Source organism: Qaidamihabitans albus (assembly GCF_016464705.1).
Taxonomy (GTDB): Bacteria; Actinomycetota; Actinomycetes; order Mycobacteriales; family Pseudonocardiaceae; genus Qaidamihabitans; species Qaidamihabitans albus.
The window spans coordinates 18,851-44,554 of record NZ_JAEHOB010000016.1; the positions used below are offsets into that span (position 1 = coordinate 18,851).

The following is a 25,704-nucleotide window of genomic DNA, read 5'->3' on the forward strand; positions in this document are numbered from 1 at the left end:
GCTCGTGAGTGCGGAGACGAGTTCTAACTCGTCTCCGCACTCACGAGCGCTAGGTGACCAGGCCGGCGACGACCAGGCCGAGACCGATGAGCGTCGCCGCGATCACGCCGACCGCGAGCAGCTTGTGCCGCGTGACGCGGTCCTGGCGCAGCTCCTCCTCGGTGCGGGTGGAGATCAGGAAATGACCGCCGTTCTCCGGCTTCCCGATCACCAGCGGGCCGATCTTGTCGTGCACCTCACCGAGGATGTAGAGCTGGCGGCCGGGCCGGATCACCCATTCCTGGTAGTCGTAGCCGATGGTGGAGCTGCCGTTGCTGCCCAGGAAGGCGGGCAGCCGGAACCCGAACAGCTCGGTGCTCCCGCCACCGCCGTGGTGCGGCTCGAACCGCTTGATCGTCTGCTCGGCGCCGTCCGGCTTCGTGCCGTTCGGGTCCACCCCGATCGTGCGCCGCTGCTCGTCGATCAGCGCGTAGCCGTGCCCGGAGGTGTGGTCGGCGACGTTCTCGGTGCGCTTGTTGCGGTATCGCTTGCCGTCGCGGTACTCGACGGTCTCGTACTGCCGGTCGACCCGGTAGCGGTACCAGACGGACTCGGTCTTGGACAGCTCGGCGGTGAGCAGGCCCTCGGGACGCGGGTGCGCGGCGCCCACGATCTCGGCGGTCTTGCGGAACGAGCCCTTGGCGCCCAGCTCGTCGGACACCTCGCGGAACCGTTCGAGCTCCGGGATGGACAGCGTCTCGGTGCCGACCATCGCATGCAGCTCACTCTTCGTGTGCCGCATGTAGAAGAATCCGGCCACCGCGGCGGCGATCATCAGGACGCCGAAGATCCACATGACGCATTACCCCCAGTTCGTCGAATCACTCCCACTCGATCGTGCCCGGGGGCTTGCTCGTCACATCGAGCACGACCCGGTTCACGTCGGCCACCTCGTTGGTGATGCGGGTGGAGATGCGTTCCAGCACGTCGTAGGGCAGCCGCGTCCAGTCAGCGGTCATCGCGTCCTCGCTGGAGACCGGACGCAGCACCACCGGGTGGCCGTAGGTGCGACCGTCTCCCTGCACGCCGACGCTGCGCACATCGGCGAGCAGCACCACCGGGCACTGCCAGATGTCGCGGTCCATCCCGGCGGCGGTCAGCTCCTCGCGGGCGATGGCGTCGGCGGCGCGCAGCGTCTCCAGCCGGTCGCCGGTCACCTCACCGATGATCCGGATACCGAGCCCGGGCCCGGGGAAGGGCTGGCGGTGCACGATGGTCTCCGGCAGGCCGAGCTCCAGGCCCACGCGGCGCACCTCGTCCTTGAACAGCAGCCGCAGCGGTTCGACGAGCTGGAACCGCAGGTCCTCGGGCAGCCCGCCGACGTTGTGGTGGCTCTTGATGTTCGACGTCCCCGAACCACCGCCGGACTCCACGACGTCCGGGTAGAGCGTGCCCTGGACCAGGAAGTCGACGTCGCCCTTGGCCTTGAGGTCACGCGCGGCCTGCTCGAAGACCCGGATGAACTCGCGACCGATGATCTTGCGCTTCTCCTCGGGGTCGGTGACCCCGGCGAGCGCGTCCAGGAACCGGGCACGCGCGTCCACCGTGACGAGGTTGACCCCGGTCGCGGCGACGAAGTCCCGCTCGACCTGTGTGCGCTCGCCGGCGCGCAGCAGGCCGTGGTCGACGAAGACACACGTGAGACGCGCGCCGATGGCCTGCTGGACCAGCGCGGCGGCGACCGCCGAGTCCACGCCGCCGGACAGCCCGCAGATCGCGTGACCCTCGCCGACGCGCTCACGGATGGCGGCGACCTGCTCGTCCACGATGGACGCGGTGGTCCACTGCGGGCGGATACCCGCGATCTCGTGCAGGAACCGGCGCAGCACCTCCTGCCCGTGCGGCGAGTGCGCGACCTCGGGGTGGTACTGCACGCCGGCGAGGCCGCGCCGCGTGTCCTCGAAGCCGGCGACGGGCGCGCCCTCGCTGCCCGCGGTGACGGTGAACCCCTCGGGGGCCTTCGTGACGCAGTCGCCGTGGCTCATCCACACGGGATGCCGTGCCGGCAGCTCCTCGTGCAGCGCGCCGCCGGACACGCCCAGCTCGGTGCGCCCGAACTCGCGGGTGCCGGTGTGCTCGACGACGCCGCCGAGCGCCTGCGCCATCGCCTGGAAGCCGTAGCAGATACCGAAGACCGGGACGCCTGTGCGGAACAGCGCGGGGTCGACGTTCGGCGCGTCCGGCGAGTAGACGCTGGCGGGGCCGCCGGACAGGATGATCGCGGACGGATCGCGCTCCAGCAGCTCCTCGACGGTGGCGGTGTGCGGCACGACCTCCGAGTACACCTGCGCCTCACGGACCCGGCGGGCGATCAGCTGCGCGTACTGCGCGCCGAAGTCCACCACGAGCACGGGACCCTCTGCCACCACGAACCTCCAGCCTTGTCGAACGGGCAACTTCATCGTCCCAGGTGAGCTGCCCGGCATCGCCTCCAGGTGGCTATTACGGTGCACGCCATGGACACCATCACCCCGGAACCGCGGCCCGCCTGGATCGCCGGCCGTGCCGAGCAGGGAGCCGGCACGCGCGTCGTCACCCATCCCTACGACGGCAGCGAGGTGGCGACCGTCGCCGTACCGGCCGCCGACCAGGTGGAACGTGCCGTCGCGGCGGCGGCCGAGATCGCCCCGGCGCTGCGCCGCTCGCCCGCGCACGCCAGGGCCGAGGCGCTGGAGCAGGTGTCCAGGGGGCTGACGGCGCGGGCCGAGGAGCTCGCCGAGGTGATCACCGCGGAGAGCGGCAAGCCACTGCGCTGGGCGGAGGCCGAGGTGACCCGCGCGGTGTCCGTCTTCCGCCTCGCCGCCGAGCGCACGCGACATTCTGCGGGCGAAATGCAGCGTGCGGGCACCGAGCCGGCGGGGGCCGGCCGGGTGGCGCTGGTGCGCCGCGTGCCGCGCGGGGCGGTGCTGGCGGTCACGCCGTTCGACTCTCCTCTCGGCCTGGTCGCGGACAGGGTGGCGCCCGCATTGGCGGTGGGCGCGCCGGTCGTGGTGACGCCGGCGCCTCGCACTCCCCTGTCGGCGCTCGTCCTCGGCGAGCTCCTCGCCGATACGGACCTGCCGGCGGGCGCGTTCTCGGTACTGCCGGTCGGCGACGCCGAGACCACGGCGCTCGCGGCCGAACCCCGGCTGCCGGTGGTGTCGTTCACCGGCTCCGCCACGGCCGGCCGGTCGCTGGCCGAGGCCGCCGACCGCAAGCACCTGGTGCTCGAACTCGGCGGGAACACCACCGTCGCGGTGCTCGCCGACTGGCCCGACCTCGACGACGCGGCACGGCGGATCGCGACGTTCGGCACCTGCCAGGCGGGCCAGTCCCGCACCGCGGTGCAGCGGGTGGTCGTCCAGCGGGCGGTCGCCGAGGAGTTCGTGTCCAAGCTCACGGACGCGGTCCGGGCGCAGCGCACCGGGGACCCTTACGACGCAGAGGTGTCGGTGGGCCCTGTCGTGGACGAGGCGGCGGCGGAGCGCATCGTCGCGTGGATCGACGAGGCCACCGCGGGCGGCGCGAAGGTGCTCACCGGCGGTTCGCGCGAGACTTCGACGGTGCAGCCGACGCTGCTCACGGACGTCCCCGCCGACGCGAAGGTGTGGACGGAGGAGGTGTTCGGCCCGGTGCTCGCGGTGTCGGTCGTCGACTCCGCCGACGATGCGTTCGCGGCCGTGAACGTCTCCGCGCACGGCTCGCAGGCGGGCGTGTTCACCCGCGACGTGCGCGCGGCGTTCCGTGCGGCGGACGAGCTGGACATCGGCGGGCTGGTCGTCGGCGACGTGCCGTCCTCGGCGGACGGCGTCGAGGCCACCATGCGGGACCTCACGGAGGAACGCGTCCTCGTCCTGGCCGGCCTGGACCGGTGAGGATGCCGGGTCAGCTGACGATGGGCAGGCGCAGCGCAGCCGGGGCGTCCGCGGGCACGGCCGGCTGCTTCGGGGCGATCGGCTCGAGGCGCCGGTAGCCCTCGTCCTGCGCGGGCCGTGGATCGGGTTCGCCCTTGTTCGGCCACAGCGAGAAGGCCCGCTCCGCCTGCGCGGTGATCGTCAGTGACGGGTTGACGCCGAGGTTGGCGGTGATCGCGGAGCCGTCCACGACGTGCAGGTTCGGATAGTTGAAGACCCGGTGGTACGGGTCGATGACGGCCTTGTCGGGGCCGGTGCCGATCGGTGCGCCGCCGATGAAGTGCGCGGTCAGCGGGATGTTGAAGATCTCGCCCCAGGTGCCGCCCGCGATGCCGCCGATGTGCTCGGCGGTGCGCTCGTTGGCCTCGTGCCCGGCCGGGATGAACGTGGGGTTCGGCTGTCCGTGGCCCTGCTTGGAGGTGTAGCGGCGGCGGCCGAACAGACCGCGCCTGGTGTAGGTGGTGATCGAGTTGTCCAGACTCTGCATCACGAGCAGGATCACGGTGCGCTCGCTCCACCGGTAGCCGTTGAGCAGCTTGACGGTCCGCAAGGGATGCCGCACGAGCGCGCGCAGCGCCTGCCGCCACCGGGGCATCTCCGACGCGCCGTCGGTGGCGATGGTCTGCAGCAGGCTCATCGCGTTGCTGCCCTTGCCGTAGCGCACCGGCTCGATGTGCGTCGTCTCGTCCGGGTGGATCGACGAGGTGATGGCGACGCCGCGGCTGAAGTCGCGTTCGGGGTCCACCGTCGGGCGGCCGGCGCCGATGATCGCCTCGGAGTTGGTCCTGGTGAGCTCGCCGAGCCGGGCGGAGAGGCGGGGTAGCGTGCCCGTGTCACGCATGTTGTGGAGCAGCCGCTGCGTGCCCCAGGTGCCCGCGGCGAGTACGACGTGGTTCGCGGTGAGGGTGTGCGTGAAGTGCCGCGAGGTGGTGCCGGTCTTGCGGATGTCCACCTCGAACGAGCCGTCGCCGTGCTCCCGGAGCGCCGTGACGGTGGTCAGCGGGATGACTTTCGCGCCGCCCTGCTCCGCGAGGTAGAGGTAGTTCTTGACCAGCGTGTTCTTCGCGCCGACGCGGCAGCCGGTCATGCACGAGCCGCACTCGGTGCAGCCGGTGCGGGCCGGGCCGGCGCCGCCGAAGTACGGATCGGCGGAGGACTCGCCGGGCTTGCCGAAGTGGACGCCGACGGGCGTGGGGTGGAAGCTGTCGGCCACGCCCATGTCGGCGGCGACCTTGCGCATCACCTCGTCGGAGGGCGTCACGCTGGGGTTGGTGACCACGCCGAGCATCCGGCTCGCCTGGTCGTAGTGCGGGGAGAGTTCGGCCTCCCAGTCGGTGATGTGCGCCCACTGGCGGTCGGTGTAGAAGGGCTTGAGCGGCCGGTAGAGCGTGTTGGCGTAGACGAGCGAGCCACCGCCGACGCCGGCGCCCGCAAGCACCATGACGTCCTTGAGCATGTGCACCCGCTGGATGCCGAAGCAGCCGAGTCGCGGCGCCCAGAGATAGCGGCGCAGGTCCCAGGAGGTCCTGGCGAACTCGTTGTCGGCGAACCGGCGGCCGGCCTCGATGACCGCGATCCGGTAGCCCTTCTCGGTCAGCCGAAGGGCGGCGACGCTGCCGCCGAACCCGGATCCGACCACGATGACGTCGTAGTCCTGTCCAGTGGTGGTGTTACGCGCAGTCACACGTAAAGCGTAGCCGCGACGTTAACTTCTGACCAGAGGTAAGTTACCGCCGAGTTAGCCCCGCCCCGCGCTGCATTTAGCCCGCTAAAGGCAGTCACCCGCGCACGGTGAGGCCGACCTTCTGAAACTCCTTCAGGTCCGAGTAGCCGGTCTTGGCCAGCGCGCGCCGCAGGGCTCCGAACAGGTTGACCACGCCCTCGGCATCCGACGACGGCCCGTGCAGCAGCGTCTTCAGGTCCACGCCGTGTCCCGGCCCGGGAGCGACCCGCGACCGCGGCAGCGAGGGGTGCGCGGCGGCCGCGGTCCAGTACAGCCCCTGCCCGGGCGCCTCGGCGGACGCCGCCAGCGGCGCGCCCAGCATCACCGCGTCGGCACCGCAGGCGATCGCCTTGGCGATGTCGCCGCTGCAGCTGACCCCACCGTCGGCGAGCACGTGCACGTACCGCCCGCCGGTCTCGTCAAGGTAGTCCCGGCGTGCCGCCGCCGCGTCGATGACGGCGGTCGCCATCGGCACCCCGATTCCGAGCACGCGGTCGGTGCTCGTCACGCCGGGGCTGTAGCCGTGGCCGACGATGACCCCGGCCGCACCGGTTCGCATGAGATGCATCGCCGTGCGGTAGTCGCTCACCCCGCCCGCGATCACGGGCACGTCCAGGTCGGCGATGAACTCCTTGAGATTGAGGGGATCGCCGTCGCGCGCCACGTGCTCGGCGGAGACGATGGTGCCCTGCACCACCAGGACCTCGACCCCGGCGGCCAGCAGGTTCGGGGTGAGCTCGGCCGCGTGCTGCGGGCTGACCCGGGCGGCCACGGTCACGCCGGCGTCACGCACCGTGCGGATGGCCTCGGTGAGCAGGTCGATACGGATCGGCGCCGCGTGCAGCTCCTGGAGCATCCCGACGAGCGCCGACCAGTCGGCGCCGTCCTTGGCGGCCTCGGCGATGCGCGCGAGTGCGTCGTCGGCGTCGGCGTGCCGTGCCCACAGGCCCTCGGCGTTGAGCACCCCGAGCCCGCCGAGCTCACCGATGGACACCGCCGTGGCCGGCGAGACGATCGCATCGGTCGGATGCGTCACGAGCGGCAGGTCGAAGCGGTAGGCGTCGATCTGCCAGCTGGTGGAGACGACCTTGGACGACCGCGTGCGCCGGGAGGGCACGATGTCGATGTCGTCCAGGTCGTACGACCGCCGCGCGGTGCGTCCCATGCCGATCTCGACCAGATCCCGCACGTGAAGTCCCTTCTCGTCGCCAGTGCTGCCCGATCATTGTGGCCACGGTGTCCGGCCCTTCCGCGCACGGGGCACCATCACGCTGCATTTAGCCCGCAGAATGCACCCCGGCGGGCCGTGCGGGCTGCCTTTTGCGGGCTAAATGCAGCCGGCGTGGCTAGCGGGTGGTGTAGTTCGGCGACTCGACGGTCATGGTGATGTCGTGCGGGTGGCTCTCCTTGAGCCCGGCCGCGGTGATTCGCACGAGTTGCGCGTCCATCAGCTCGGCGATCGTCTGCGCCCCGGCGTAGCCCATACCCGACCGCAGGCCGCCGACCAGCTGGTGCACGACGCTGGACAGGGGCCCGCGGAACGGGATCCGGCCCTCGATGCCCTCGGGCACGAGCTTGTCCTCGGACAGCACGTCGTCCTGGGCGTAGCGGTCCTTGGAGTACGACCGGCTCCCGCCACGGGACTGCATCGCGCCGAGCGAGCCCATGCCCCGGTAGGTCTTGAACTGCTTGCCGTTCACCAGCACCACATCACCGGGCGCCTCCGCGGTACCGGCGAGCAGGCTGCCGAGCATCACGGCGGACGCGCCGGCCGCGATGGCCTTCACGATGTCGCCGGAGTACTGGATGCCGCCGTCCCCGATCACCGGGACGCCTGCGGGCCGGCAGACCTTGTCCGCCTCGTGGATCGCCGAGATCTGCGGCACGCCGACACCGGCGACCACGCGGGTGGTGCAGATGGAGCCGGGCCCGACCCCGACCTTCACCCCGTCGGCGCCCGCGTCGACCAGCGCCTGCGCCCCCGCCCGGGTCGCGACGTTCCCGCCGACGACGTCCACGGTGTCGCCCAGTTCCTTCTTCAGCGTCGCCACCGTGTCGATCACCGCCCTGGAGTGCCCGTGCGCGGTGTCGACCATCAGCACGTCGACCCCCGCGTCGGCCAGCGCCATCGCGCGCTGATGCCCGTCGGCCCCGACGCCGACCGCAGCGCCGACGAGCAGCCTGCCGTCGGTGTCCTTGGTCGCGTAGGGGTACTGCTCGGTCTTGACGAAGTCCTTCACGGTGATCAGACCACGCAGCTTGCCCGCACCATCGATGATCGGCAGCTTTTCGATCTTGTGCCTGCGCAGCAGGCCGAGCGCGACATCGGCGGTGACCCCGACCTGCGCGGTCACCAGCGGCGCCTTGGTCATCACCTCGCGGACGGCCCTGCTGTGGTCCACCTCGAACCGCATGTCGCGGTTGGTGATGATGCCCACAAGCAGCCCGGAGGCGTCGGTGACCGGCACCCCGGAGATACGGAACCGGGCACACAGCGCGTCGACCTCGGCGAGCGTGTCGTCCGGGGCACACGTGACCGGGTCGGTGACCATGCCGGCCTCCGACCGCTTGACGATCTCCACGGCCTGCGCCTGCTCCTCGATCGGCAGGTTGCGCTGCAACACACCCATCCCGCCCTGGCGCGCCATCGCGATCGCCATCCGGGACTCCGTGACCGTGTCCATGGCGGCCGAGAGCAGGGGAACGTGCAGGGTGACGTTGCGCGAAAGCCGGGTGCTCGTGTCGACCGCACTGGGCACCACGTCCGACTCCGCCGGCAACAGCAGCACGTCGTCGAAGGTCAGCCCGAGCATCGCGAACTTCTCCGGGGCGGCGGTGGACTCGCTCGTCATGGCTGGCGCCTGACCTTCCTCGGCGGGACTGACAACTGGGTATGCGGACCTGTTAACGATGGTATCTGGACGTACCCGGGGGCCCGCCCGGTACCGTGCAGGCCGTGCCGCACGACGTGTTGCCCCCAGACCCGTTCGCCGACGACCCGAACGACCCGGCCAAGGAGATCGCCGCCTTGGACGAGTCGGCGGGCGAGCCGATCAGCCCCGAGGAACGCACCGAGCTCCTCGCCGACCTGTCGGACCTGGCCGTCTACCAGGCGCTGCTGGAGCCGCGAGGCGTGCGTGGCATCGTCGTGGACTGCGGCGAGTGTGATCAACCGCACTACCACGACTGGCACCTGCTGCGGTCCAGCCTCGAACAGCTGCTGGCCGACGGCCAGATGCGCCCGCACGAGCCGGCCTTCGACCCAGACCCGGCCAACTATGTGAGCTGGGACTACTGCCGCGGATTCGCCGACGGGGTCACGGCGACCGAGAGCGCATACTGACGCACACGAATGGGGGCGCGTGACCGGTCCGGTCACGCGCCCCCATTCGTGTGCGGCGTTGTCAGCCTTCCGGCGAGACCTCAGGGTCGACGACCGACGCGCCGTGCCGCGAGTTGCTGCCGTCCGACTCGGTGCCGGTGCTGCTGTCGCTGGAGGTGCTGGTCGACGGCGCCGAGGTGGAGGTGGTCGGCGGAGTCGTCGGGCTCGCCGAGGTCGTCGGGTCGAGCTGTGAAGGCGGAATCTGCGGCTGGGAAGTCGGCGGGGTGCCGGTGGGGCCGGAGTCCGTGGGAGAGCTGCTGCCGCCGGGAGCCGTCGCCGACGTCTGCTGCTCGCCCGTGCCCGGCGGCGTGTTGAGCTGGGCCATGAGTTCGGTGTGCCTGGCTCTCAGCCGGGACAGCTCCTCCTCGGTGGTCACGTTGCCGAGCGCGTTCTGCGCATCCTCGAGCGCCTTGCGGGCATCGTCGTACCGCTGCTGGGCGATCGCGAGGCTGGCCTCCTGGAGCTCGGTGCGCACCGACGCGGCGGCCTCGACCGACCGGGCATGGTCGGAGTAGAGCACCTTGCTCACGCCCCAGAGGGTGTCGCCGGGCTGGGCGTCCCGCGCAGCCAGTGCCGTACCGGTGAACCCGATCGCGAGCACGGCCGCCGCCGCGGCGACGGGCACGAGCATGCGCCGCCGGCGCCCGCGGCCACCGTGGCGCTTGGCCAGGGTCGCGGTCTTGATCGTGATGACGGCCGTCTCGGTGTCGGCGAGCTCGGCGATGGGCTCGCTGTCGATGTCCCGCCGCCAGGCCAACAGCAGTGCGTTCAGCTCCTGATCGCCCAATCCGTCCGCCAGCTGCGGGTCCGAGCCGCCGAGCGCGTCGAGCAGTGCATCGTCGGCCTGGATCGCCGAGAGGTCGGGGGTGGCCGAGGAGTCCCCGGCCGAGGACGGTGTCTGCTCCGTGGCGGGCCCCGTCTCGTCGAACACGGCTCCGAGCTCACGCTCGTGGTCACCGCCGTCGCGTTCCGTCACTCAGACCACCTCCTCAGCGGCCAGCACCTTGCGCAACCGCGCAAGGGCACGGTGCTGGGCGACCCGGACCGCGCCCGGAGTCGACCCGACGGCCTCGGCCGTCTCCTCCGCGGAGAGACCGACAACCACCCGCAACACCACGATCTCGCGTTGTTTGTCCGGCAGGACCTGCAGCAACTGCGACATCCGCTCGTTCAGCTCGCCCTGCAGTGCACGCTGTTCCGGCCCGACGCCGACCTCGGCCTCATCGGGTACCTCGGCGACTGGTTCGGCACGGTTGCGGGCCGCCGCGCGATGCGCGTCGGCAACCTTGTGCTGGGCGATGCCGTAGACGAAGGCCAGGAAAGGGCGTCCTTGGTCACGGTACGAGGGCAATGCCGTGAGCACCGCGAGACACACCTCCTGGGCTACGTCGTCCGCCGAGGCGAACGACCGTTCCTGCCTGCCGACCCTGGCGCGGCAATACCGCACCACGAGGGGACGGATCGCTGCGAGCAGCCGCTCCACCGCCTGAGGCTCACCCTCGACAGCGGCGGCGACTGACTCGTCCAGTCCATCCCCCACATTGGCCATCGCAGACAACAGTCCCGGTGTTACGTGTAGGCGTGCAAAGAAGACGGCGTGGCGGCACTGATGTCCCTCACGCCGGTGATGCCCACCGTACCGTCCGGCACCTCCGATGCTCGCTCACGGTCACTACTGGCGCGTCCGTGTCCCACGAAGTAGCGGGGGCCCGACTCTAACGCTCTGGTCGAAACTTCAACGAGTCATCCGACCAGACGATAAGGGCAAAATCGTGTAACGAAAGCGGCACGCCACACCCACCGGCCTCCGGCCGGTCACCAGGGCGTGACGCGCGCGCTGTCGGTACCGGGGTTCAGGCCACGAGCCCACGGCGGAAGCCGTGGGCGACGGCCTGAGCGCGGTCGCGCACGCCGAGCTTGCGGAACAGCCGCCTGGCGTGGGTCTTCACCGTGTCCTCCGAGAGGTAGAGCTCCCGGCCGATCTGGCCGTTGCTCTTGCCCTGGCTCATCCCGCGCAGCACCTGAAGCTCCCGCTCGGTGAGCTGGACACCGGGGTCGGACGGCTGGCGGGGCGCCGGCACGGAGGTGCTGGCGAGCGTGTGTGCCAGCGCGGCGACGAGCTCGGGCCGGGAGGCGTCCCAGCGGAGGTAGCCACGCGCGCCGCCTGCGATGGCCGCGGCGATGCTGCCCGCGTCGTCCGGCGCACCGAAGACGATCACGTTTGCCTGGGGATTGGCCGAGACCAGGCGGCGGGTGGCCTCGACTCCGGTGGGCACCGCGCGCTGGGTGCCCACGAGCACGACGTCGACCGGCTGCCGGGAGTACCTGGCGAGCAACTCGTCACCGTGCGCTACACAGTCGATGCGACTGACGCCGGCAACGGCAGACATCACGCGGGTGAGCCCTTCGCGGACACTGCGTCGGTCGTCGCAGATCAAGACCGTCGTCACGGGGTTTCCTTCCTGCAGCCGGGTGACATTCCATATCCCCTATCGGACGCTTTAGGCCCCACCTTGACACGATCCGGTGGCTTTTTTTGAAGAAGACCTCGCCCGTATGTCGGTATAGCCTCTGTGACCCAGGCAACACCGTCAAATCGGTACCCACGCCGATTCGCGGGCGAGCTGCCTCCCCTCGGGGTCCGCAGCCGGTAACAGAGCGTGTAACTCGCGAGTAACCGCGGCGCTGTGCCGGCCGGCGTTTCCGGGATCGAGATCAGCGGCGAGCAGGCCCGCCGGCCACGCCAGCGAGTGCAGCGCATGCTCGCCGGTGGCGGCCAGTGCGGCAGCGGCCAGGTCCGCGGCGCGGTGGCGGCTCGGCGGGTCCCCGGTCGCGGCGAGGGCGGCGGCGAGGACGAGCTCCGACTTGACGGCGTGCCGCAGGGCCCCCCGCTCGCGGCTCAGCCGCACGGCCTCCTCGGCATGCGGCACGGCGGCATCGGCGGCGCCGGCCGCGAGCTCGATTTCGGCGTTCACCCAGCCGGCCCGCACCCGTGCCCGCCAGCCCGAGGACCCCTGGCACGAAGTAACCGCACGCCCGGCCAACCTGCGCGCCGCGCTCAGCCGGCCCAGCGCCAGGTTGTCCGCGGCCAGGCCGAGCAGCGCGTCGGCGAACGCACCCTGCGCGTCGATGCCGTCCTCGTCGGACGGGGCTGCCGCGGTCGAGGCGCGCAGCAGTGCCGCGCCGTCGAGCGGCCGGGCCGCCGCGTGCCCGCCGAGCTGGCGCCGGTGGGCTGCGAGTGTGGCGCCGGCCAGCGCCGCGAGCAGGTCGTCGCGGCCGAGGATCAGGGGGCGGAGCAGCGCCGCCGCGGCCGCGTACCGGCCACGGCCGCCGAGCACGACGGCCGCCAGCCAGCGACAGCGGGGCGTCGCGGAGCGGGCGAGCGCACCGGGACCCATGCCGGGCGCGGCTCCGAACGCCGCGCGGCGCAGTACCGCTTCGTGGTCCGGCACCGTCTGCACGTCGCTCCCGTTCCGAGGTGGGCCCTCATTGTGCCCCGGGCGCACCGCCGAGCAGTACGTACTCGATGCGGTCGACAGCATCCCGCAGGCCGCCGAGCAGCTCCACCTTTCCCGGCAGGTCGCCCTCGGCCCAGCCGGGGCCGTACGCGAACAGGCGGCTGCGCTGACGGCCGCGCAAGATCCGCGTGAACAGCCTCGGCTCGACCACGCTGCCCCGCTGTGCCCACAGCACGACGGCCGCGGGCGCGCTGCGGCGTACGGCGACCGTCAGCACGTCGGCGGGCAGCGGCCCGCCGAAGAGCTGCGTGACCACCCGGCGTTCGCCGAACGCGGCGGCCAGCACGTAGAGCGGCAGACCGTTGCGTTCCCCCGGCACGCAGCCGAGGAACACCGGGCGTTCGTTGCGTGGGTCCGCGAGCACCGGCGTGGCCCTGACGAGCGCCGCGAACACGCATTCGGTCAGCAGATAGTGCACTTCCGCACCGGTCTGGCTCCGCTGCCGGCCGCCGCTCAGCGCCTCCAGCACCGGAGCCAGCACGCCTTCCCAGGCGTCGAGCACGCCATGGCCGGTGATCGCCTCGGCGAGCGTCTGCTGCACCGCGGGAGCGTCCATGGCGAGCGCGGCCGTGCTGAGCCGCCGGGCGAGTCGCGCCAGTCCGGGGTGTGCGCCGTCGCCCCGGGCGTGCGGCGGCTCCTCGGCCGGCAGGACCACGTCGCCGTCGGACGTCTCGATGCGCAGTGAGGCCGTCGGCACGGACGGCTCGGCGGGCACCGGACCACCCGGCTGCTCCGACTTCGGCATGCGTTCGAGTGCGTACCGGGCGGCCTCGGCGGTCGACGCTCCTCGCAACAGGGCCCGCTGCATCAGCTCCAGCCTGCCGATGTCGTCGGGGCCGTATCGCCGATGCCGCCCACCGGTGTGCCTGCTCGGGCCCAGCCCATAGCGGCGGTCCCAGGTGCGCAGCGTGGACGGTGCGACACCGAGCCTGCGAGCGACCGAGGCGACGGGCAGCGTGGGCTCGACGGCCTCTGGTTCCGCAGGCTTGTCCGATTGAGCCCGCTCCCCCACAGCCGGCGCCGGGCCGGCTGTGGGATCTGAGCGGGCCCCGGATCGCACCAGGGTCAATATCCCGGTGCCGCCGCACGGAGGCAACCGGAGCGACCGACGCGGTGTGTCACGTATCACACAACCGGGGGAGACCTAACGGCTGAATCGCTCCGAATTCCTTGAACAAGTATTGGCGCGCTTCTAACGTTACGCGCGTTGCACCGAATGGAGTAGTCGCACAGGACAACTGCAGACGTCCGGTTTGCTCTGACCGGACAGCGGAGGCGGTCATGATGGCAGACACGCGCAGACTCCCTGGCCCCAACGCGGATGTGTGGGACTGGCAACTGGAGGGGGCATGTCGGGGGATGGACAGCGGGTCCTTCTTCCACCCGGACGGCGAGCGGGGACCGGCGAGAGCGAGGAGAGAGGCCAGGGCCAAGGCGATCTGCCACAGTTGCCCGGTCCTGCAGCTGTGCCGGAGTCACGCGCTGGCGGTGCACGAGCCCTACGGCATCTGGGGCGGCCTGTCCGAGTCGGAACGCGAGAACATCATCAAGTCCGGCAAGCGCACGCTGAGCCTCGCCGGCAGCTGACCCACTCTCGTCCGGCGGCGCCCGCGTGCTGCATTTAGCCCGCTAAAGGCAGCGCGCGCGGGGCAGGTGGGCGCCGGACAACGAGAACGGGGCGGCACTCCAGCTGGAGTGCCGCCCCGTTCCGTATCGCAGGGGAGTGACTAGTGAGCGTGCCCGTGGCCCTGGCCACCGGCGTTCTCGTCCTCTTCCTCCGGCTTCTCCACCACGGAACCTTCCGTGGTGAGCACCAGACGAGCGATCGAGGCGGCGTTGGCCACCGCGGACCGCGTCACCTTGACCGGGTCGACGACACCGGCGGCAAGCAGGTCGGTCAGCTCGCCGGTGGCGGCGTTGAGGCCGTGACCCCAGCTCTGCTCCAGCACCCTGGACACGGTGACAGCGCCCTCGTGGCCTGCGTTGCTGGCAATCCAGTAGAGCGGCGCGGTGAGCGCCTCCCGGACGATCTTCACACCGGTCGCCTCGTCGCCGGTGAGGCCGAGGCCGCCCTCCAGCTCCTTGGCGACGTGCACGAGCGCCGAACCCCCGCCGGGCACGATGCCCTCCTCGACGGCAGCCTTGGTGGAGGCCACGGCGTCCTCGATGCGGTGCTTGCGCTCGTTGAGCTCCGTCTCGGTGGCCGCACCGACCTTGATGACCGCGACCCCGCCACCGAGCTTGGCCAGGCGCTCCTGCAGCTTCTCCCGGTCCCAGTCGGAGTCGGTGGTCTCGATCTCCTTGCGGATCTGGGCGATCCGCGCGTCGATGTCGTCCTTCGTGCCGGCGCCGTCGACGATCGTGGTGGTGTCCTTGGTCACGTCGATGCGCCGGACCCGGCCCAGCACCTCGAGGCCGGACTCGGACAGCTTGCGGCCGACCTCCGCGGCGATGACCTCGGCACCCGTGACGACCGCGAGGTCGTCCAGGAACGCCTTACGCCGGTCGCCGAAGAACGGCGCCTTCACCGCGACGACATTGATCGTCTTGCGCAGCGAGTTCACCACGAGGGTGGACAGCGCCTCGCCCTCGACGTCCTCGGCGATGATCAGCAGCGGCTTCTTGGTCTCGACGACCTTCTCCAGCAGCGGGAGCAGGTCGTTCAGCGCCGAGATCTTCTCCCGGTGCAGCAGCACGTAGGCGTCGTCGAGGATTGCCCGCTGCTCCTCCGGGTTGGTCGCGAAGTGCGCCGAGAGGAAGCCCTTGTCGAACTGGACACCCTCGGTGATCTGCAGCTCGGTGGCCAGCGTGGAGGATTCCTCCACGGTGATCACGCCGTCCTCGCCGACCTTCTCCACGGCCTCGCCGAGCAGGGCGCCGATGGTGGCGTCCCGCGAGGTCACGGTGCCGACCTGGGCGATGTTGTCCCGGCCCTTGACCGGGGTCGCCTTGGCCTTGAGCGACTCGACGACCTTGTCCGCCGCGGCCTCGATGCCCCGGCCGAGCGCGGCCGGGTTCGCACCGGCTGCGACGTTGCGCAGGCCGACCTTCACCAGCCACTGGGCCAGCACGGTCGCCGTCGTGGTGCCGTCACCGGCCACGTCGTTGGTCTTGGTGGCGACGCTCTTGGCGAGCTGGGCGCCCAGGTCCTCGAACGGGTCGTCGAGCTCGATCTCGCGGGCGACGGTCACGCCGTCGAGGGTGATCGTGGGGCCGCCGAACTTCTTGTCCAGCACGACGTGACGGCCACGCGGTCCCAGCGTCACCTTGACCGCGTCGGCGAGCTTGTTCACCCCGCGCTCGAGCGCCCGACGAGCGTCCTCGTCGAAGTGGATCTGCTTAGGCATTGAGAAACCTCTCTAAATGCACGCGAACGCCCCGGTCCCCGGCTGAGCGGGATCCGGGGCGTCAACGCATACGCGGGTCGTCAGTTGATGACGGCCAGCACATCGCGGGCGGACAGGATCAGGTACTCCTCGCCGTTGTACGTGACCTCGGTGCCGCCGTACTTGGAGTAGATGACGACGTCACCTTCCTTCACGTCCAGCGGGATCCGATTGCCCTTGTCGTCGATCCGGCCCGGGCCTACGGCCAGGACCTTGCCCTCCTGGGGCTTTTCCTTCGCGGTGTCGGGGATGACGAGACCGGAAGCCGTCGTCTCCTCGGCCTCGCTCGTCTGGACAACGATCTTGTCCTCGAGCGGCTTGATGTTCACGCTCACCGGGTTGACCTCCACGGGTCGTCGAAAGCGTTGGCAGGTACCTAGTTGGGTACGGCTCCTACCACCCCGCCGTCGCGGGTGCCGGGGCGTGTGCGGTGCCGTGCGATTAGCACTCTAGCGACGCGAGTGCTAGCCGCGCAACCAGGGTATCCCGCACGGGCGAAAAGCGGCCCCGCGGTATCTCACCGGCCGGTTCACCCCACCCCCGCGTGCTGCATTTAGCCCGCTAAAGGCAGCACGCGGGGCTGCGGACGCGGCGCACCAAACGTTCACCGCGTGCTCACCCGTTCGGGAAGGAACGGCCACTCTGGACTTGCAGGCTGTGCGGGTTCCGGCTGACCGCCACCCGTTGGGAGAATCTTCGTGCCCGCATCAGGTGAGAACCCCTCCTTCTCGACTTCCCGCCGTCACGTCCTCCTCGGCGGCGCCGCACTCGGTGCCGCCGCCGTGGCGGCGACAGCCACGACGCTGCCGCTCACCGCCACCGCGGCGCAGGGCGCGGGCAGGCCGGTCCCCGGCGACCCGTTCACCCTCGGCGTGGCGTCCGGCGAACCCGACCACCACAGCGTCGTCCTGTGGACCCGGCTCGCTCCCTCGCCGCTCGCCGAGGACGGCATGGGCGGCATGACGGGCAACCGCGTCGAGGTGCAGTGGGAGGTGGCGCTCGACGAAAGGTTCCGCCGGGTCGTGCGCCGTGGCCGTGAGCGCACCGGTCCGGACGCCGGGTATGCGGTGCACGCCGAGGTGGCCGGCCTGCGGGCGGGCTGGGAGTACTTCTACCGTTTCCGCGCCGGCGGCCACGTGTCCCCGGCGGGCCGTACCCGCACCGCCCCGCCGGTCGGCGTGCTCGGCTCCGGCCTCGCGATGAGCTTCGCCTCCTGCTCGCAGTTCGAGCACGGCTACTTCACCGCCTACCGTCATCTCGCCGCCGACGAACCGGACCTCGTTCTCCACCTCGGCGACTACGTCTACGAGTACAAGCCGCAGGTCTACGTCTCCCCCGACGGCAACGTCCGCGATCACGCCGGACCGGAGACCGAGACGCTGGCGAACTACCGGCAGCGCTACGCCCAGTACCGGGCCGACGCCGACCTGCAGGCGGCGCACGCGGTGGCACCGTGGCTCGTGGTGCCCGACGACCACGAGGTGGACAACAACTGGGCGGGCGACGTCCACGAGAAGCCGGAGATTCCGCAGCCCGACTTCATCCAGCGCCGGGCGAACGCGTTCCGCGCCTACTACGAGAACATGCCGCTGCGCCGCCGCAACCGGCCCCGCGGCTCGTCGATCCAGCTGTACCGCACGGTGACGTGGGGCTCACTGGCGAACTTCCACATGCTCGACACCCGGCAGTACCGCGACGACCAGGCCTGCGACGACGGCTGGAAGGTGTGCGAGGACTCCGCCGACCCCGCCCGCACCCTCACCGGCGACGAGCAGGAGGCCTGGCTGCTGAACAACTTCCGCCGCTCGCGCGCCCGCTGGGACGTACTCGGCCAGCAGGTGTTCTTCGCCCGCAGGGTGAGCGCATCCGGCGCCAACAGCATGGACGCGTGGGACGGCTACAAGGGTTCGCAGGAACGCATCACCGAAGGCTGGGTCGAGGCGGGCGTCCGCAACCCCGTGGTACTCACCGGCGACGTGCACACCCACTGGGCGAACGAGCTCAAGGCGAACTACGCCGACGCGGACAGCCCGGTCGTCGGTACCGAGCTGGTCACCAGCTCCATCACCTCCGGCGGCAACGGCGCGGACTCCGACCCGGCGGACGACCCCAACCTACAGCGCAACCCGCACATCAAGTTCCGCAACGCCCAGCGCGGCTACGTGCGCACCCGCATCACGCGCGAGGAGATGCGGGCGGACTTCCGCGTGGTGGACCGGGTCACCGAGCCCGGCGCCCCGGTGCGCACCCGGGCGTCGTTCGAGATCGCCGACCGCAACCCGGGGCTGACCGAGGTGCGGCCGCGCTGACCGGCTCGTGAGTGTTGGGGGGGGGGNGCGTGGTGGACCGGGTCACCGAGCCCGGCGCCCCGGTGCGCACCCGGGCGTCGTTCGAGATCGCCGACCGCAACCCGGGGCTGACCGAGGTGCGGCCGCGCTGACCGGCTCGTGAGTGTTGCCGCGAGTTCTAACTCGCGGCAACACTCACGAGGGACTCAGATCGAGATGGTGCTCACCGGCAGAGCCGGGTCGGCGGAGATGTCCAGCGCCGACGGCTTCGCTCCGGCCGCGACGACGTGGGCGCCGAGCGCAGCGATCATCGCACCGTTGTCGGTGCAGAGCCGGGGCCGCGGCACCCGCAGCTCGATACCGGCCGCCGCGCAGCGCTCGGCCGCCAGTGCCGACAGCCGTGAGTTCGCCGCCACCCCGCCGGAGATCACCAGCGTGTCGATGCCCAGCTCGTCCGCGGCACGGACGGCCTTCGCGGTGAGCACGTCGGCCACGGCTTCCTGGAACGACGCGGCCACGTCGTCGACCGGCACGGCCTCACCGCGCGCCTCGGCCGCCTCCACCCAGCGGGCGACCGCGGTCTTCAGCCCGGAGAAGGAGAAGTCGAACTTCGCGTCGCGCGGCCCGGTCATGCCACGCGGGAACGCGATCGCCTCCGGATCGCCGTTCCTCGCGGCCTTGTCGATCGGCGGACCGCCCGGGTAGGGCAGCCGCAGCACCCTCGCCACCTTGTCGTACGCCTCGCCGGCCGCGTCGTCCACGGTGGACCCGATCTCGGTGATCTTGCTCGCGATGTCGTCCACCCGCAGCAGCTGGGTGTGCCCGCCGGAGACGAGCAGCGCGAGGCACGGCGCGGGCAGCGGTCCGTGCTGCAGGGTGTCCACGGCGATGTGCCCGGCGAGGTGGTTGACGCCGTAGAGAGGCACGCCCAATGCCGCGGCATAGGCCTTGGCCGCGGACACCCCCACCAGCAGTGCCCCGGTGAGCCCGGGGCCCGCGGTCACCGCGATGGCGTCCACGTCCGGCAGGCCGAGACCGGACGTGACGAGAGCCCGCTCCACGGTGGGCACCATCGCTTCCAGGTGTGCCCGGCTCGCCGCCTCTGGCACCACGCCGCCGAAGCGCGCGTGCTGCTCGACGCTGGAGGCGACCTCGTCGGCGAGCAACTCGACCGTGCCGTCGTCGGCGAGGCGCACAAGCCCGACGCCGGTCTCGTCGCACGAGCTCTCGATCCCCATAATCATCCTGGGCATCAGCCGGCCACCTCCTGCGCCTCGCGCGCCTGCCGCATCATCGTGTACGCATCCGCTCCGGAGGGCTGGTAATAGCGCTTGCGCACGCCGATCCGGCTGAAGCCGTGCCTCTCGTACAGCCGGATGGCGGCGTCGTTGTCGGTGCGTACCTCGAGGAACACCGGTGCGCGCAGCTCGTCGGCCCGTTCGAGCAGCGCGCGCAGCAGTGCGGTGCCGATCCCCCTGCCCTGGTAGGCCGGGTCGACTCCGATCGTGTGCACGCTGGTCTCCCGGTCGCCGCGGGGACCGGCCACCGCGAGCCCGGCGTAACCGGCGAGCTCGCCTTCCTCGGTGACCGCCGCGAGGTAGTAGCCGCCCGCGTCGAGCTCGGCGTGGAACGCGCGGGCATTCCACGGGCTGTCGCCGGGGAACAGGATGTGCTCGATCTCGACGCAACGGCGGAGGTGCCCACGGCGGAGCGGCTCCAGTCTCATGGTGTGGTCACCCGCTTCCGCGCACCCGGTTCGGCGGCATCGGGCCTGCGCAGGTAGAGGGGGGTCAGCGGCGCGGGCCGCTCGCCCGCGAGCACGGCCTCGCGCGCGACGGCGGCGATCCCGTACGGGGCGGGCCGTTCGTGCTCGACGACCCGCTGGACCGGCGAGTCGAGTTCGGCGGGACGGGCCACGTGCGGGCCGTCCGTCCGGACGCCGCGCGCGTCGTAGGCGGCCCAGTACACCTCCCGGCGCCGCGCATCGGTGAGGACGAGGAACGGCTCGTCCGCGGTGACGCCTGCGGCGATCGCGTCCAGGCTGCAGACCGGATAGGCGGCGATGTCGAGGCCGTGCGCGAGGGCCGCGGCGGTGACCATGCCCGCGCGCAGGCCGGTGTAGGGGCCGGGGCCGACACCGCAGGCGATGGCGTCGAGGTCGCGCAGGGTCAGTCCGGCTTCGCGGACCGCGTCGAGCACGTGCGGGGTGAGCAGTTCGCCGTGCGCGCGGGCGTCGAGGGTGACGCGTTCGGCGAGCACGGTGCTCCCCTCCGGCCGCACGGCGACCACCCCGGCCGTGACCGCCGGGGTCGCGGTGTCGATGGCGAGAACTAGCACCCTTCGAGCCTACGACCGCCCCCGCACCGCGCACGCCCCACGCTGCCTTTAGCGGGCTAAAGGCAGCGTGGGGCGGTCAGCCGGGTGGGTCCTCGGGGGCCTCCGGGTTCCACGCCAGCAGCCGGACCTTGGCGACGGTCCGCAGGTGGCGGCGCATGGCGGCGGCGGCCTTCCTCGGATCGCCGAGGTCGATCGCGTCGAAGATGCTCTGGTGCTGGCCGAGCGAGCGGCCCGGCCGTCCCGGCTGGCGCAGCGACTCGGTGCGGCTCTCGGTGATCTGGTCGGCGATGGAGCGCATGAACTCGGCGAGCAGTGAGCTGTGCGCGGCGGCCGTCACCGCCGCGTGGAACCGGCGGTCACCCTCGACGCCGCGCTCACCCGCGTCGATCTCCTCGCGCATGTACGCCAGCGCGGCCTCGAGCGCGTCCAGGTCCTGCCGGGTGCGGCGCTCCGCAGCGAGTTCCGCGAGTTTGGTCTCCAGCGCCTCGCGGGCCTCGAGCACGTCCGGCAGGCGGCGCCGCCGTTCGACGAGCTTGTCCACCGGTTCCACGTCGAGGGTGTCCCGGACCAGGTAGGTGCCGCCGCCGTGGCGCACCTCGACCGCACCTTGCACCTCGAGCACGACGATCGCCTGCTTGATCGACGCCCTGCTCACCCCGAGCCGCTGGGCCAGTTCCCGCTCGGCGGGCAGCTTGTCGCCCGCCCGCAGGCCGGCGTCGGCCACGTACTCGCGCAGCCGCTCCAGCACCTGCTCGTACAGCCGGGGCCGGGCCATCGGGCGCAAGGCATCGGACACTCGGTCCCCCTCGCTCGTTGCTGACCTGCTGCCGCGAGCCTAACAGCCGGAACAGTGGCCGAGTGGCCAATTGGACGAGCCACTTTGCCACTCAACCTTGACACCACGGACGACCGGACCGCAAAGTGGTTCAGCCACTTGGCCAGTCAGCCCGGCAGCGACCCCAACGACGGGAGCCCCGCATGTCCGCCGAACTCGTCTCCATCCTCGTCCTCGTCGTGATCTTCGTGATCGCCACGACCAGATCCATCAACATGGGGGCCCTCGCGTTCGCGGCGGCGTTCGGCGTCGGCACGCTGGCCGGCGGCATGGACGCCGACGGCATCTTCGCGGGCTTTCCCGGTGACCTCTTCGTGGTGCTGGTGGGCGTGACGTACCTGTTCGCCATCGCCAGGGCGAACGGCACGACGGACTGGCTGGTACACGCGGCGATCCGAGCCGTCGGCGGCAGGCTGGCGCTGATCCCGTGGGTGATGTTCGTGATCAGCGGCGCGCTCACCGCGATCGGCGCGGTGAGCCCGGCGGCGGTGGCCATCGTGGCCCCTATCGCGCTGGGCTTCGCCTCGCGCTACCGGATCAGCCCGCTGCTCATGGGCGCCATGGTGGTGCACGGGGCGCAGGCGGGCGGGTTCTCCCCGATCAGCATCTACGGCACGATCGTCAACGGCATCGTCGCCCGTGAGGGACTGCCCGGCAACGAGATCGTGCTCTTCCTGGCGAGTCTCGTCGCCAACCTGGTGATCGCCGCGATCGTGTTCGTGGTCTGCGGCGGACTCAAACTGTCCACCTCGGCCACCCCGGCCACCCCGGCCCACCAGCTCGCCGCCGTCGGCGGAGACGGTCCCCCGGCCACGGGCGGCACGGCGGGCACCGGCTCCGGCACCGGCGGCGAGTCCGGCGAGTCCCGGCCGGAGGCCGGCGATGCCACCCGGCTGACGCCCGCGCGCATCGCGACGCTGTGCGGCCTCGCCGTGCTCGTGGTGTCCACACTGGTCTTCGACCTCGACGTCGGCCTCACCGCGATCACGCTCGCGGTGCTGCTCAGCATCGTCTGGCCCGCCACCAGCAGGCAGGCGGTAGGCCATGTCACCTGGCCGACGGTGCTGCTCATCTGCGGCATGCTCACCTACGTCGGTGTGCTCCAGGAGCTGGGCACGATCGACTACGCGGGCAACGCCGTCTCCGATGTCGGCGTCCCGTTGATCGCCGCGCTGCTGATCTGCTACATCGGCGCGATCGTCTCCGCGTTCGCCTCGTCCGTGGGCATCATGGGCGCGCTCATCCCGCTGGCCGTGCCGTTCCTGCTGGAGGGCACCATCGGCCCCGTCACCATGATCGCCGCTCTCGCGGTGTCGTCCACCGTGGTCGACGTGAGCCCGTTCTCCACCAACGGCGCACTCGTCCTGGCCAACGCGCAGGACGTCGACCGCGACCGCTTCTTCAAGCAGCTCATGGTCTACGGGGGCATCATTGTCGCGGCGGCCCCGGCCGCCGTATGGCTGGTACTGCTCGTGCCCGGCTTCGGCTGAGACCCGCAGGCGGTGACGAACCACGACGACAAGGAGACCGTGTGACCGTCCTCTTCCCGGCCCTGCACACCGCGCCGGCCAAGCCCGCGCTGCGCTTCGGCGACCGCACGCTCGGCTACGCCGAACTGGCTGGCGTGGCGGGGGCGCTGGCGCACGACCTGCGTTCCCGCGCGCCGGGACGGGTCGCGGTCTGGGCGACGGCCGGCATGGAGACAAGCGTCGCCGTGGTCGCCGCGTTGCTGGCCGGGGTCCCCGCGATCCCGGTCAATCCCAAGATCGGTGAGCGCGAGCTCGCCCACATCGTCGCCGACAGCGAACCCGCGCTCGTACTCACCGAGCCGGGAGCGAACCTGCCCGCCGCGCTCGACGCCTTACCCCGCAAGGACGTCACCCTCACCGGCACGGCAGGCGAGTTGCCCGAGGAACCCGGCGACGAGGCGCCGGCGCTGATCGTCTACACCTCCGGCACCACCGGCCCGCCCAAGGGAGCGGTGCTGCCCCGGCGCGCGATCGCCTCGACCCTCGACGCCCTCGAGGACGCCTGGCAGTGGACCGCCGACGACGTGCTGGTGCACGCGCTGCCGCTGTTCCACGTCCACGGCCTGATCCTCGGCATCCTGGGGCCGCTGCGGCGCGGCGGCACCGTGCACCACATCGGCCGGTTCTCCACCGAGGCGATCGCCAGGGAGCTCGGCGGCGAGGCCACGATGATGTTCGGCGTGCCCACGATGTATCACCGGATCGCCGGTGAGGTGAACGCCAGCGGCGAGCTGGCGAGAGCGTTGCGTGGCGCGCGGCTGCTGGTGTCCGGCTCGGCTGCACTGCCGGTGCGCGACCACCGGCTGATCACCGCCGCGACCGGCCAGCAGGTCATCGAGCGGTACGGGATGACGGAGACGCTGATGAACACCAGCGTCCGTGCGGACGGCGAGCGCAGGCCGGGCACGGTCGGCGTCCCGCTGCCGGGCGTGCGGCTGCGGCTGGTCGACGACGACGGCCGCACGATCGAGACCAGCGACGGCGAGACCGTCGGTGAGATCCAGGTTCGCGGTCCCAACCTGTTCAGCGGCTACCTCAACCGGCCGGACGCCACCGCCGAGGCGTTCGACGACGGCTGGTTCCGCACCGGCGACATGGCCACCCGCGACGCGGACGGTTACGTCCGCATCGTCGGCCGCAAGGCCACCGATCTGATCAAGAGCGGCGGGTACAAGATCGGCGCAGGGGAGATCGAGAACGCGCTGCTCGAACATCCCGGTGTCGCGGAGGTGGCGGTCACCGGCGAGCCGGACGAGGATCTCGGCGAGCGCATCGTCGCGTGGATCGTGGCCGACGGCGAGCCGCCCGCGGAACGTGAGCTCACCGACCACGTCGCGAAGCTGCTCTCCCCGCACAAGCGCCCCAGGATAGTTCGCTACCTGGACTCGCTGCCGCGCAACGACATGGGCAAAGTGCTGAAACGGTCGCTCGATGCCTGAACCGGTGCGCAGGTTGCTCGACGCGGTGGCGGCCGCGTTCGCCGAGTTCCCGTCCGAGGACGTCCCCGAGTCCGGTGTGGACGGACCGATCGGCTGGCGTGGCTACGACGAAGCACGCGCACGCGCCGGTCAGCGCACCGGCGAGCGGGAGTCGGTGGTGTGTGGCATCGGCAAGGTCGGTGACATCGAGGCCGTGCTCATCGCCTTCGAATTCGGTTTCCTCGGCGGCTCGATCGGCGAGCGGACCGGACTGCGGCTCGAAAAGGCGTTCACCCGCGCCCGCGAGCTGGGGCTCCCGGTCGTGTCGCTCATCGCCACCGGCGGAAGCCGCATGCAGGAGGGGATGCGGGCGCTGGCGCAGCTGCAGCGGGTCGCGCGCCAGTCGGCGCTCACCCGCCAGGCCGGGTTGCCGCAGCTCGCGCTGCTGCGGGACCCGGCGACCGGCGGCGGCTGGGCGACGCTGGGGGCGGGCGCCGACGTCACCCTTGCGTCGCCGGGTGCACAGGTGGGTTTCGCCGGATCGCGGGTCCGCCCGCCGGGCGACCCCCGTCCCTACACCGCTGAGGGGCAGTTCGAGTCCGGGCACGTCGACCAGATCGTCGAGCCGGGCGCGCTACCGGAGCGCCTCGAACGCTGGCTGCGGCTCCTCACCAGCCCGGCCGGGCAGGCCGCTCCCCCGCCGGACGCGCTTGGTGCGGCGACCGCGCCGTCCGCCACGGGGTGGGACGCGGTGCGCCGGGCCCGGGCGGCGGGCCGGCCGCGCGCCGAGTCCTATCTGGACAGCTACTTCGAGTGGCGGGAGGAGCTCAGCGGCGACCGGTGTGGCGGCGTGGACCCGGGAGTGCGGTGCGGGTTCGGCCGGCGCGCGGGTGCGACGATCGCCTACGCGGCGCAGTGCGGCACGGCGACCCTGCCTGCGGGGTTCCGCACGGCGGCGCGGCTGGTGCGTCTCGCCGACCGGCTCGGCATTCCCGTGCTGACGCTGGTGGACACGCCGGGCGCGGCCAACGACGCGGCCGCCGAACGGGCCGGGGCCGGGCCCGCCATCGCCGAGATGTTCGCCGCCGTCGCCTCGGCCAGGGTGCCGGTGACCACGCTGGTGATCGGTGAGGGCGGGTCGGGCGGCGCGCTCGCGTTCGCCGCACCGGATCGAACCTGGGTCACGCCGGACAGCTACTTCTCGGTGACCTCGCCGGAGGCCGCGGCGGCCATCCTCAAGCGTGCCGCGTCCGAGGTGCCGGCCACCGCGAACGAGCTGCGACTGCGCCCCGGCGACCTGGTGGCGCTCGGCGTGGCCCGCGGCGTCGTGAGTGGCCACGCGAGTTAGAACTCGTG

The 25,704-nt window shown here is 71.6% G+C and carries 23 protein-coding genes; 7 read left to right on the forward strand and 16 right to left on the reverse strand.

The window, feature by feature from the left end; genetic code table 11:
* Nucleotides 1–49 precede the first annotated feature (49 nt).
* Both JAP66_RS25285 and guaA read right to left on the reverse strand, forming a co-directional pair.
* Nucleotides 50–835 carry an E3 ubiquitin ligase family protein gene (locus JAP66_RS25285; protein ID WP_199434351.1) on the reverse strand — a complete coding sequence of 262 codons (786 nt, stop codon included), beginning with the start codon at nucleotides 833–835 and terminating at the stop codon, nucleotides 50–52.
* A gap of 25 nt (nucleotides 836–860) precedes the next feature.
* Nucleotides 861–2,405: a glutamine-hydrolyzing GMP synthase gene (gene guaA / locus JAP66_RS25290; protein ID WP_307849711.1), complete on the reverse strand. Its 1,545-nt coding sequence runs from the start codon at nucleotides 2,403–2,405 to the stop codon at nucleotides 861–863.
* Between the two features lie 90 nt (nucleotides 2,406–2,495).
* Between guaA and JAP66_RS25295 the strand changes: the two genes are divergently transcribed.
* The gene (locus JAP66_RS25295) at nucleotides 2,496–3,893 is read left to right on the forward strand and encodes an aldehyde dehydrogenase family protein (protein WP_199434353.1); all 1,398 of its coding nucleotides are present in this window, start codon (nucleotides 2,496–2,498) and stop codon (nucleotides 3,891–3,893) included.
* Between the two features lie 10 nt (nucleotides 3,894–3,903).
* Here JAP66_RS25295 and JAP66_RS25300 read toward each other — a convergent pair whose 3' ends face one another.
* The 3 genes from JAP66_RS25300 to guaB all read right to left on the reverse strand — a co-directional run bounded on the left by JAP66_RS25300 (nucleotide 3,904) and on the right by guaB (nucleotide 8,507).
* The gene (locus JAP66_RS25300) at nucleotides 3,904–5,616 is read right to left on the reverse strand and encodes an FAD-dependent oxidoreductase (RefSeq protein ID WP_199434354.1); all 1,713 of its coding nucleotides are present in this window, start codon (nucleotides 5,614–5,616) and stop codon (nucleotides 3,904–3,906) included.
* A 94-nt stretch (nucleotides 5,617–5,710) separates the two neighbouring features.
* A complete protein-coding gene (locus JAP66_RS25305; RefSeq protein ID WP_199434355.1) occupies nucleotides 5,711–6,844 on the reverse strand; it encodes a GuaB3 family IMP dehydrogenase-related protein in 1,134 nt (377 codons plus the stop codon).
* 157 nt (nucleotides 6,845–7,001) lie between these two features.
* Nucleotides 7,002–8,507: an IMP dehydrogenase gene (guaB, locus tag JAP66_RS25310; RefSeq protein ID WP_199434356.1), complete on the reverse strand. Its 1,506-nt coding sequence runs from the start codon at nucleotides 8,505–8,507 to the stop codon at nucleotides 7,002–7,004.
* Nucleotides 8,508–8,602: 95 nt separating this feature from the next.
* Between guaB and JAP66_RS25315 the strand changes: the two genes are divergently transcribed.
* A complete protein-coding gene (locus JAP66_RS25315) occupies nucleotides 8,603–8,998 on the forward strand; it encodes a DUF5319 domain-containing protein (RefSeq protein ID WP_199434357.1) in 396 nt (131 codons plus the stop codon).
* A gap of 61 nt (nucleotides 8,999–9,059) precedes the next feature.
* Here JAP66_RS25315 and JAP66_RS25320 read toward each other — a convergent pair whose 3' ends face one another.
* The 5 genes from JAP66_RS25320 to JAP66_RS25340 all read right to left on the reverse strand — a co-directional run bounded on the left by JAP66_RS25320 (nucleotide 9,060) and on the right by JAP66_RS25340 (nucleotide 13,510).
* On the reverse strand, nucleotides 9,060–10,013 hold the full coding sequence (locus JAP66_RS25320; protein WP_199434358.1) for an anti-sigma-D factor RsdA: 954 nt from the start codon (nucleotides 10,011–10,013) through the stop codon (nucleotides 9,060–9,062).
* Nucleotides 10,014–10,586 carry a sigma-70 family RNA polymerase sigma factor gene (locus tag JAP66_RS25325; protein ID WP_199434359.1) on the reverse strand — a complete coding sequence of 191 codons (573 nt, stop codon included), beginning with the start codon at nucleotides 10,584–10,586 and terminating at the stop codon, nucleotides 10,014–10,016.
* A gap of 304 nt (nucleotides 10,587–10,890) precedes the next feature.
* On the reverse strand, nucleotides 10,891–11,487 hold the full coding sequence (locus JAP66_RS25330) for a response regulator transcription factor (protein WP_199434360.1): 597 nt from the start codon (nucleotides 11,485–11,487) through the stop codon (nucleotides 10,891–10,893).
* A gap of 141 nt (nucleotides 11,488–11,628) precedes the next feature.
* On the reverse strand, nucleotides 11,629–12,498 hold the full coding sequence (locus tag JAP66_RS25335) for a hypothetical protein (RefSeq protein WP_307849712.1): 870 nt from the start codon (nucleotides 12,496–12,498) through the stop codon (nucleotides 11,629–11,631).
* Nucleotides 12,499–12,523: 25 nt separating this feature from the next.
* A complete protein-coding gene (locus tag JAP66_RS25340; RefSeq protein WP_235999444.1) occupies nucleotides 12,524–13,510 on the reverse strand; it encodes a MerR family transcriptional regulator in 987 nt (328 codons plus the stop codon).
* A gap of 329 nt (nucleotides 13,511–13,839) precedes the next feature.
* On the opposite strand from JAP66_RS25340, the gene JAP66_RS25345 reads away from it, so the two are divergent.
* Nucleotides 13,840–14,142 carry a WhiB family transcriptional regulator gene (locus tag JAP66_RS25345; RefSeq protein WP_199434464.1) on the forward strand — a complete coding sequence of 101 codons (303 nt, stop codon included), beginning with the start codon at nucleotides 13,840–13,842 and terminating at the stop codon, nucleotides 14,140–14,142.
* A gap of 140 nt (nucleotides 14,143–14,282) precedes the next feature.
* On the opposite strand, the gene groL is transcribed toward JAP66_RS25345, so the two are convergent.
* A complete protein-coding gene (gene groL, locus JAP66_RS25350) occupies nucleotides 14,283–15,902 on the reverse strand; it encodes a chaperonin GroEL (protein ID WP_199434362.1) in 1,620 nt (539 codons plus the stop codon).
* An 80-nt stretch (nucleotides 15,903–15,982) separates the two neighbouring features.
* Nucleotides 15,983–16,276, reverse strand: coding sequence for a co-chaperone GroES (groES, locus tag JAP66_RS25355; protein ID WP_106182079.1), 294 nt, complete (start codon nucleotides 16,274–16,276; stop codon nucleotides 15,983–15,985).
* A 363-nt stretch (nucleotides 16,277–16,639) separates the two neighbouring features.
* Between groES and JAP66_RS25360 the strand changes: the two genes are divergently transcribed.
* Nucleotides 16,640–18,250: an alkaline phosphatase D family protein gene (locus JAP66_RS25360; protein WP_199434363.1), complete on the forward strand. Its 1,611-nt coding sequence runs from the start codon at nucleotides 16,640–16,642 to the stop codon at nucleotides 18,248–18,250.
* Between the two features lie 185 nt (nucleotides 18,251–18,435).
* Here JAP66_RS25360 and tsaD read toward each other — a convergent pair whose 3' ends face one another.
* From tsaD to JAP66_RS25380, 4 genes are all read right to left on the reverse strand, one after another.
* Nucleotides 18,436–19,482, reverse strand: coding sequence for a tRNA (adenosine(37)-N6)-threonylcarbamoyltransferase complex transferase subunit TsaD (gene tsaD, locus JAP66_RS25365; RefSeq protein ID WP_199434364.1), 1,047 nt, complete (start codon nucleotides 19,480–19,482; stop codon nucleotides 18,436–18,438).
* A complete protein-coding gene (rimI, locus tag JAP66_RS25370) occupies nucleotides 19,482–19,955 on the reverse strand; it encodes a ribosomal protein S18-alanine N-acetyltransferase (protein WP_199434365.1) in 474 nt (157 codons plus the stop codon). The genes tsaD and rimI overlap by 1 nt, the downstream gene beginning before the upstream one ends.
* On the reverse strand, nucleotides 19,952–20,566 hold the full coding sequence (gene tsaB / locus JAP66_RS25375) for a tRNA (adenosine(37)-N6)-threonylcarbamoyltransferase complex dimerization subunit type 1 TsaB (protein WP_199434366.1): 615 nt from the start codon (nucleotides 20,564–20,566) through the stop codon (nucleotides 19,952–19,954). The genes rimI and tsaB overlap by 4 nt, the downstream gene beginning before the upstream one ends.
* A 76-nt stretch (nucleotides 20,567–20,642) precedes the next feature.
* The gene (locus JAP66_RS25380) at nucleotides 20,643–21,362 is read right to left on the reverse strand and encodes a FadR/GntR family transcriptional regulator (protein ID WP_307849713.1); all 720 of its coding nucleotides are present in this window, start codon (nucleotides 21,360–21,362) and stop codon (nucleotides 20,643–20,645) included.
* Between the two features lie 182 nt (nucleotides 21,363–21,544).
* Here JAP66_RS25380 and JAP66_RS25385 point away from each other — a divergent pair, with 182 nt between their 5' ends.
* From JAP66_RS25385 to JAP66_RS25395, 3 genes are read left to right on the forward strand one after another with little or no spacing between them, the layout of a single operon-like run.
* The gene (locus JAP66_RS25385) at nucleotides 21,545–22,891 is read left to right on the forward strand and encodes an SLC13 family permease (protein WP_199434367.1); all 1,347 of its coding nucleotides are present in this window, start codon (nucleotides 21,545–21,547) and stop codon (nucleotides 22,889–22,891) included.
* 41 nt (nucleotides 22,892–22,932) lie between these two features.
* A complete protein-coding gene (locus tag JAP66_RS25390) occupies nucleotides 22,933–24,369 on the forward strand; it encodes an acyl-CoA synthetase (RefSeq protein WP_307849714.1) in 1,437 nt (478 codons plus the stop codon).
* Entirely contained in the window at nucleotides 24,362–25,696 is a 1,335-nt protein-coding gene (locus JAP66_RS25395) for a carboxyl transferase domain-containing protein (RefSeq protein WP_199434369.1), read from the forward strand. The genes JAP66_RS25390 and JAP66_RS25395 overlap by 8 nt, the downstream gene beginning before the upstream one ends.
* Nucleotides 25,697–25,704 lie beyond the last annotated feature (8 nt).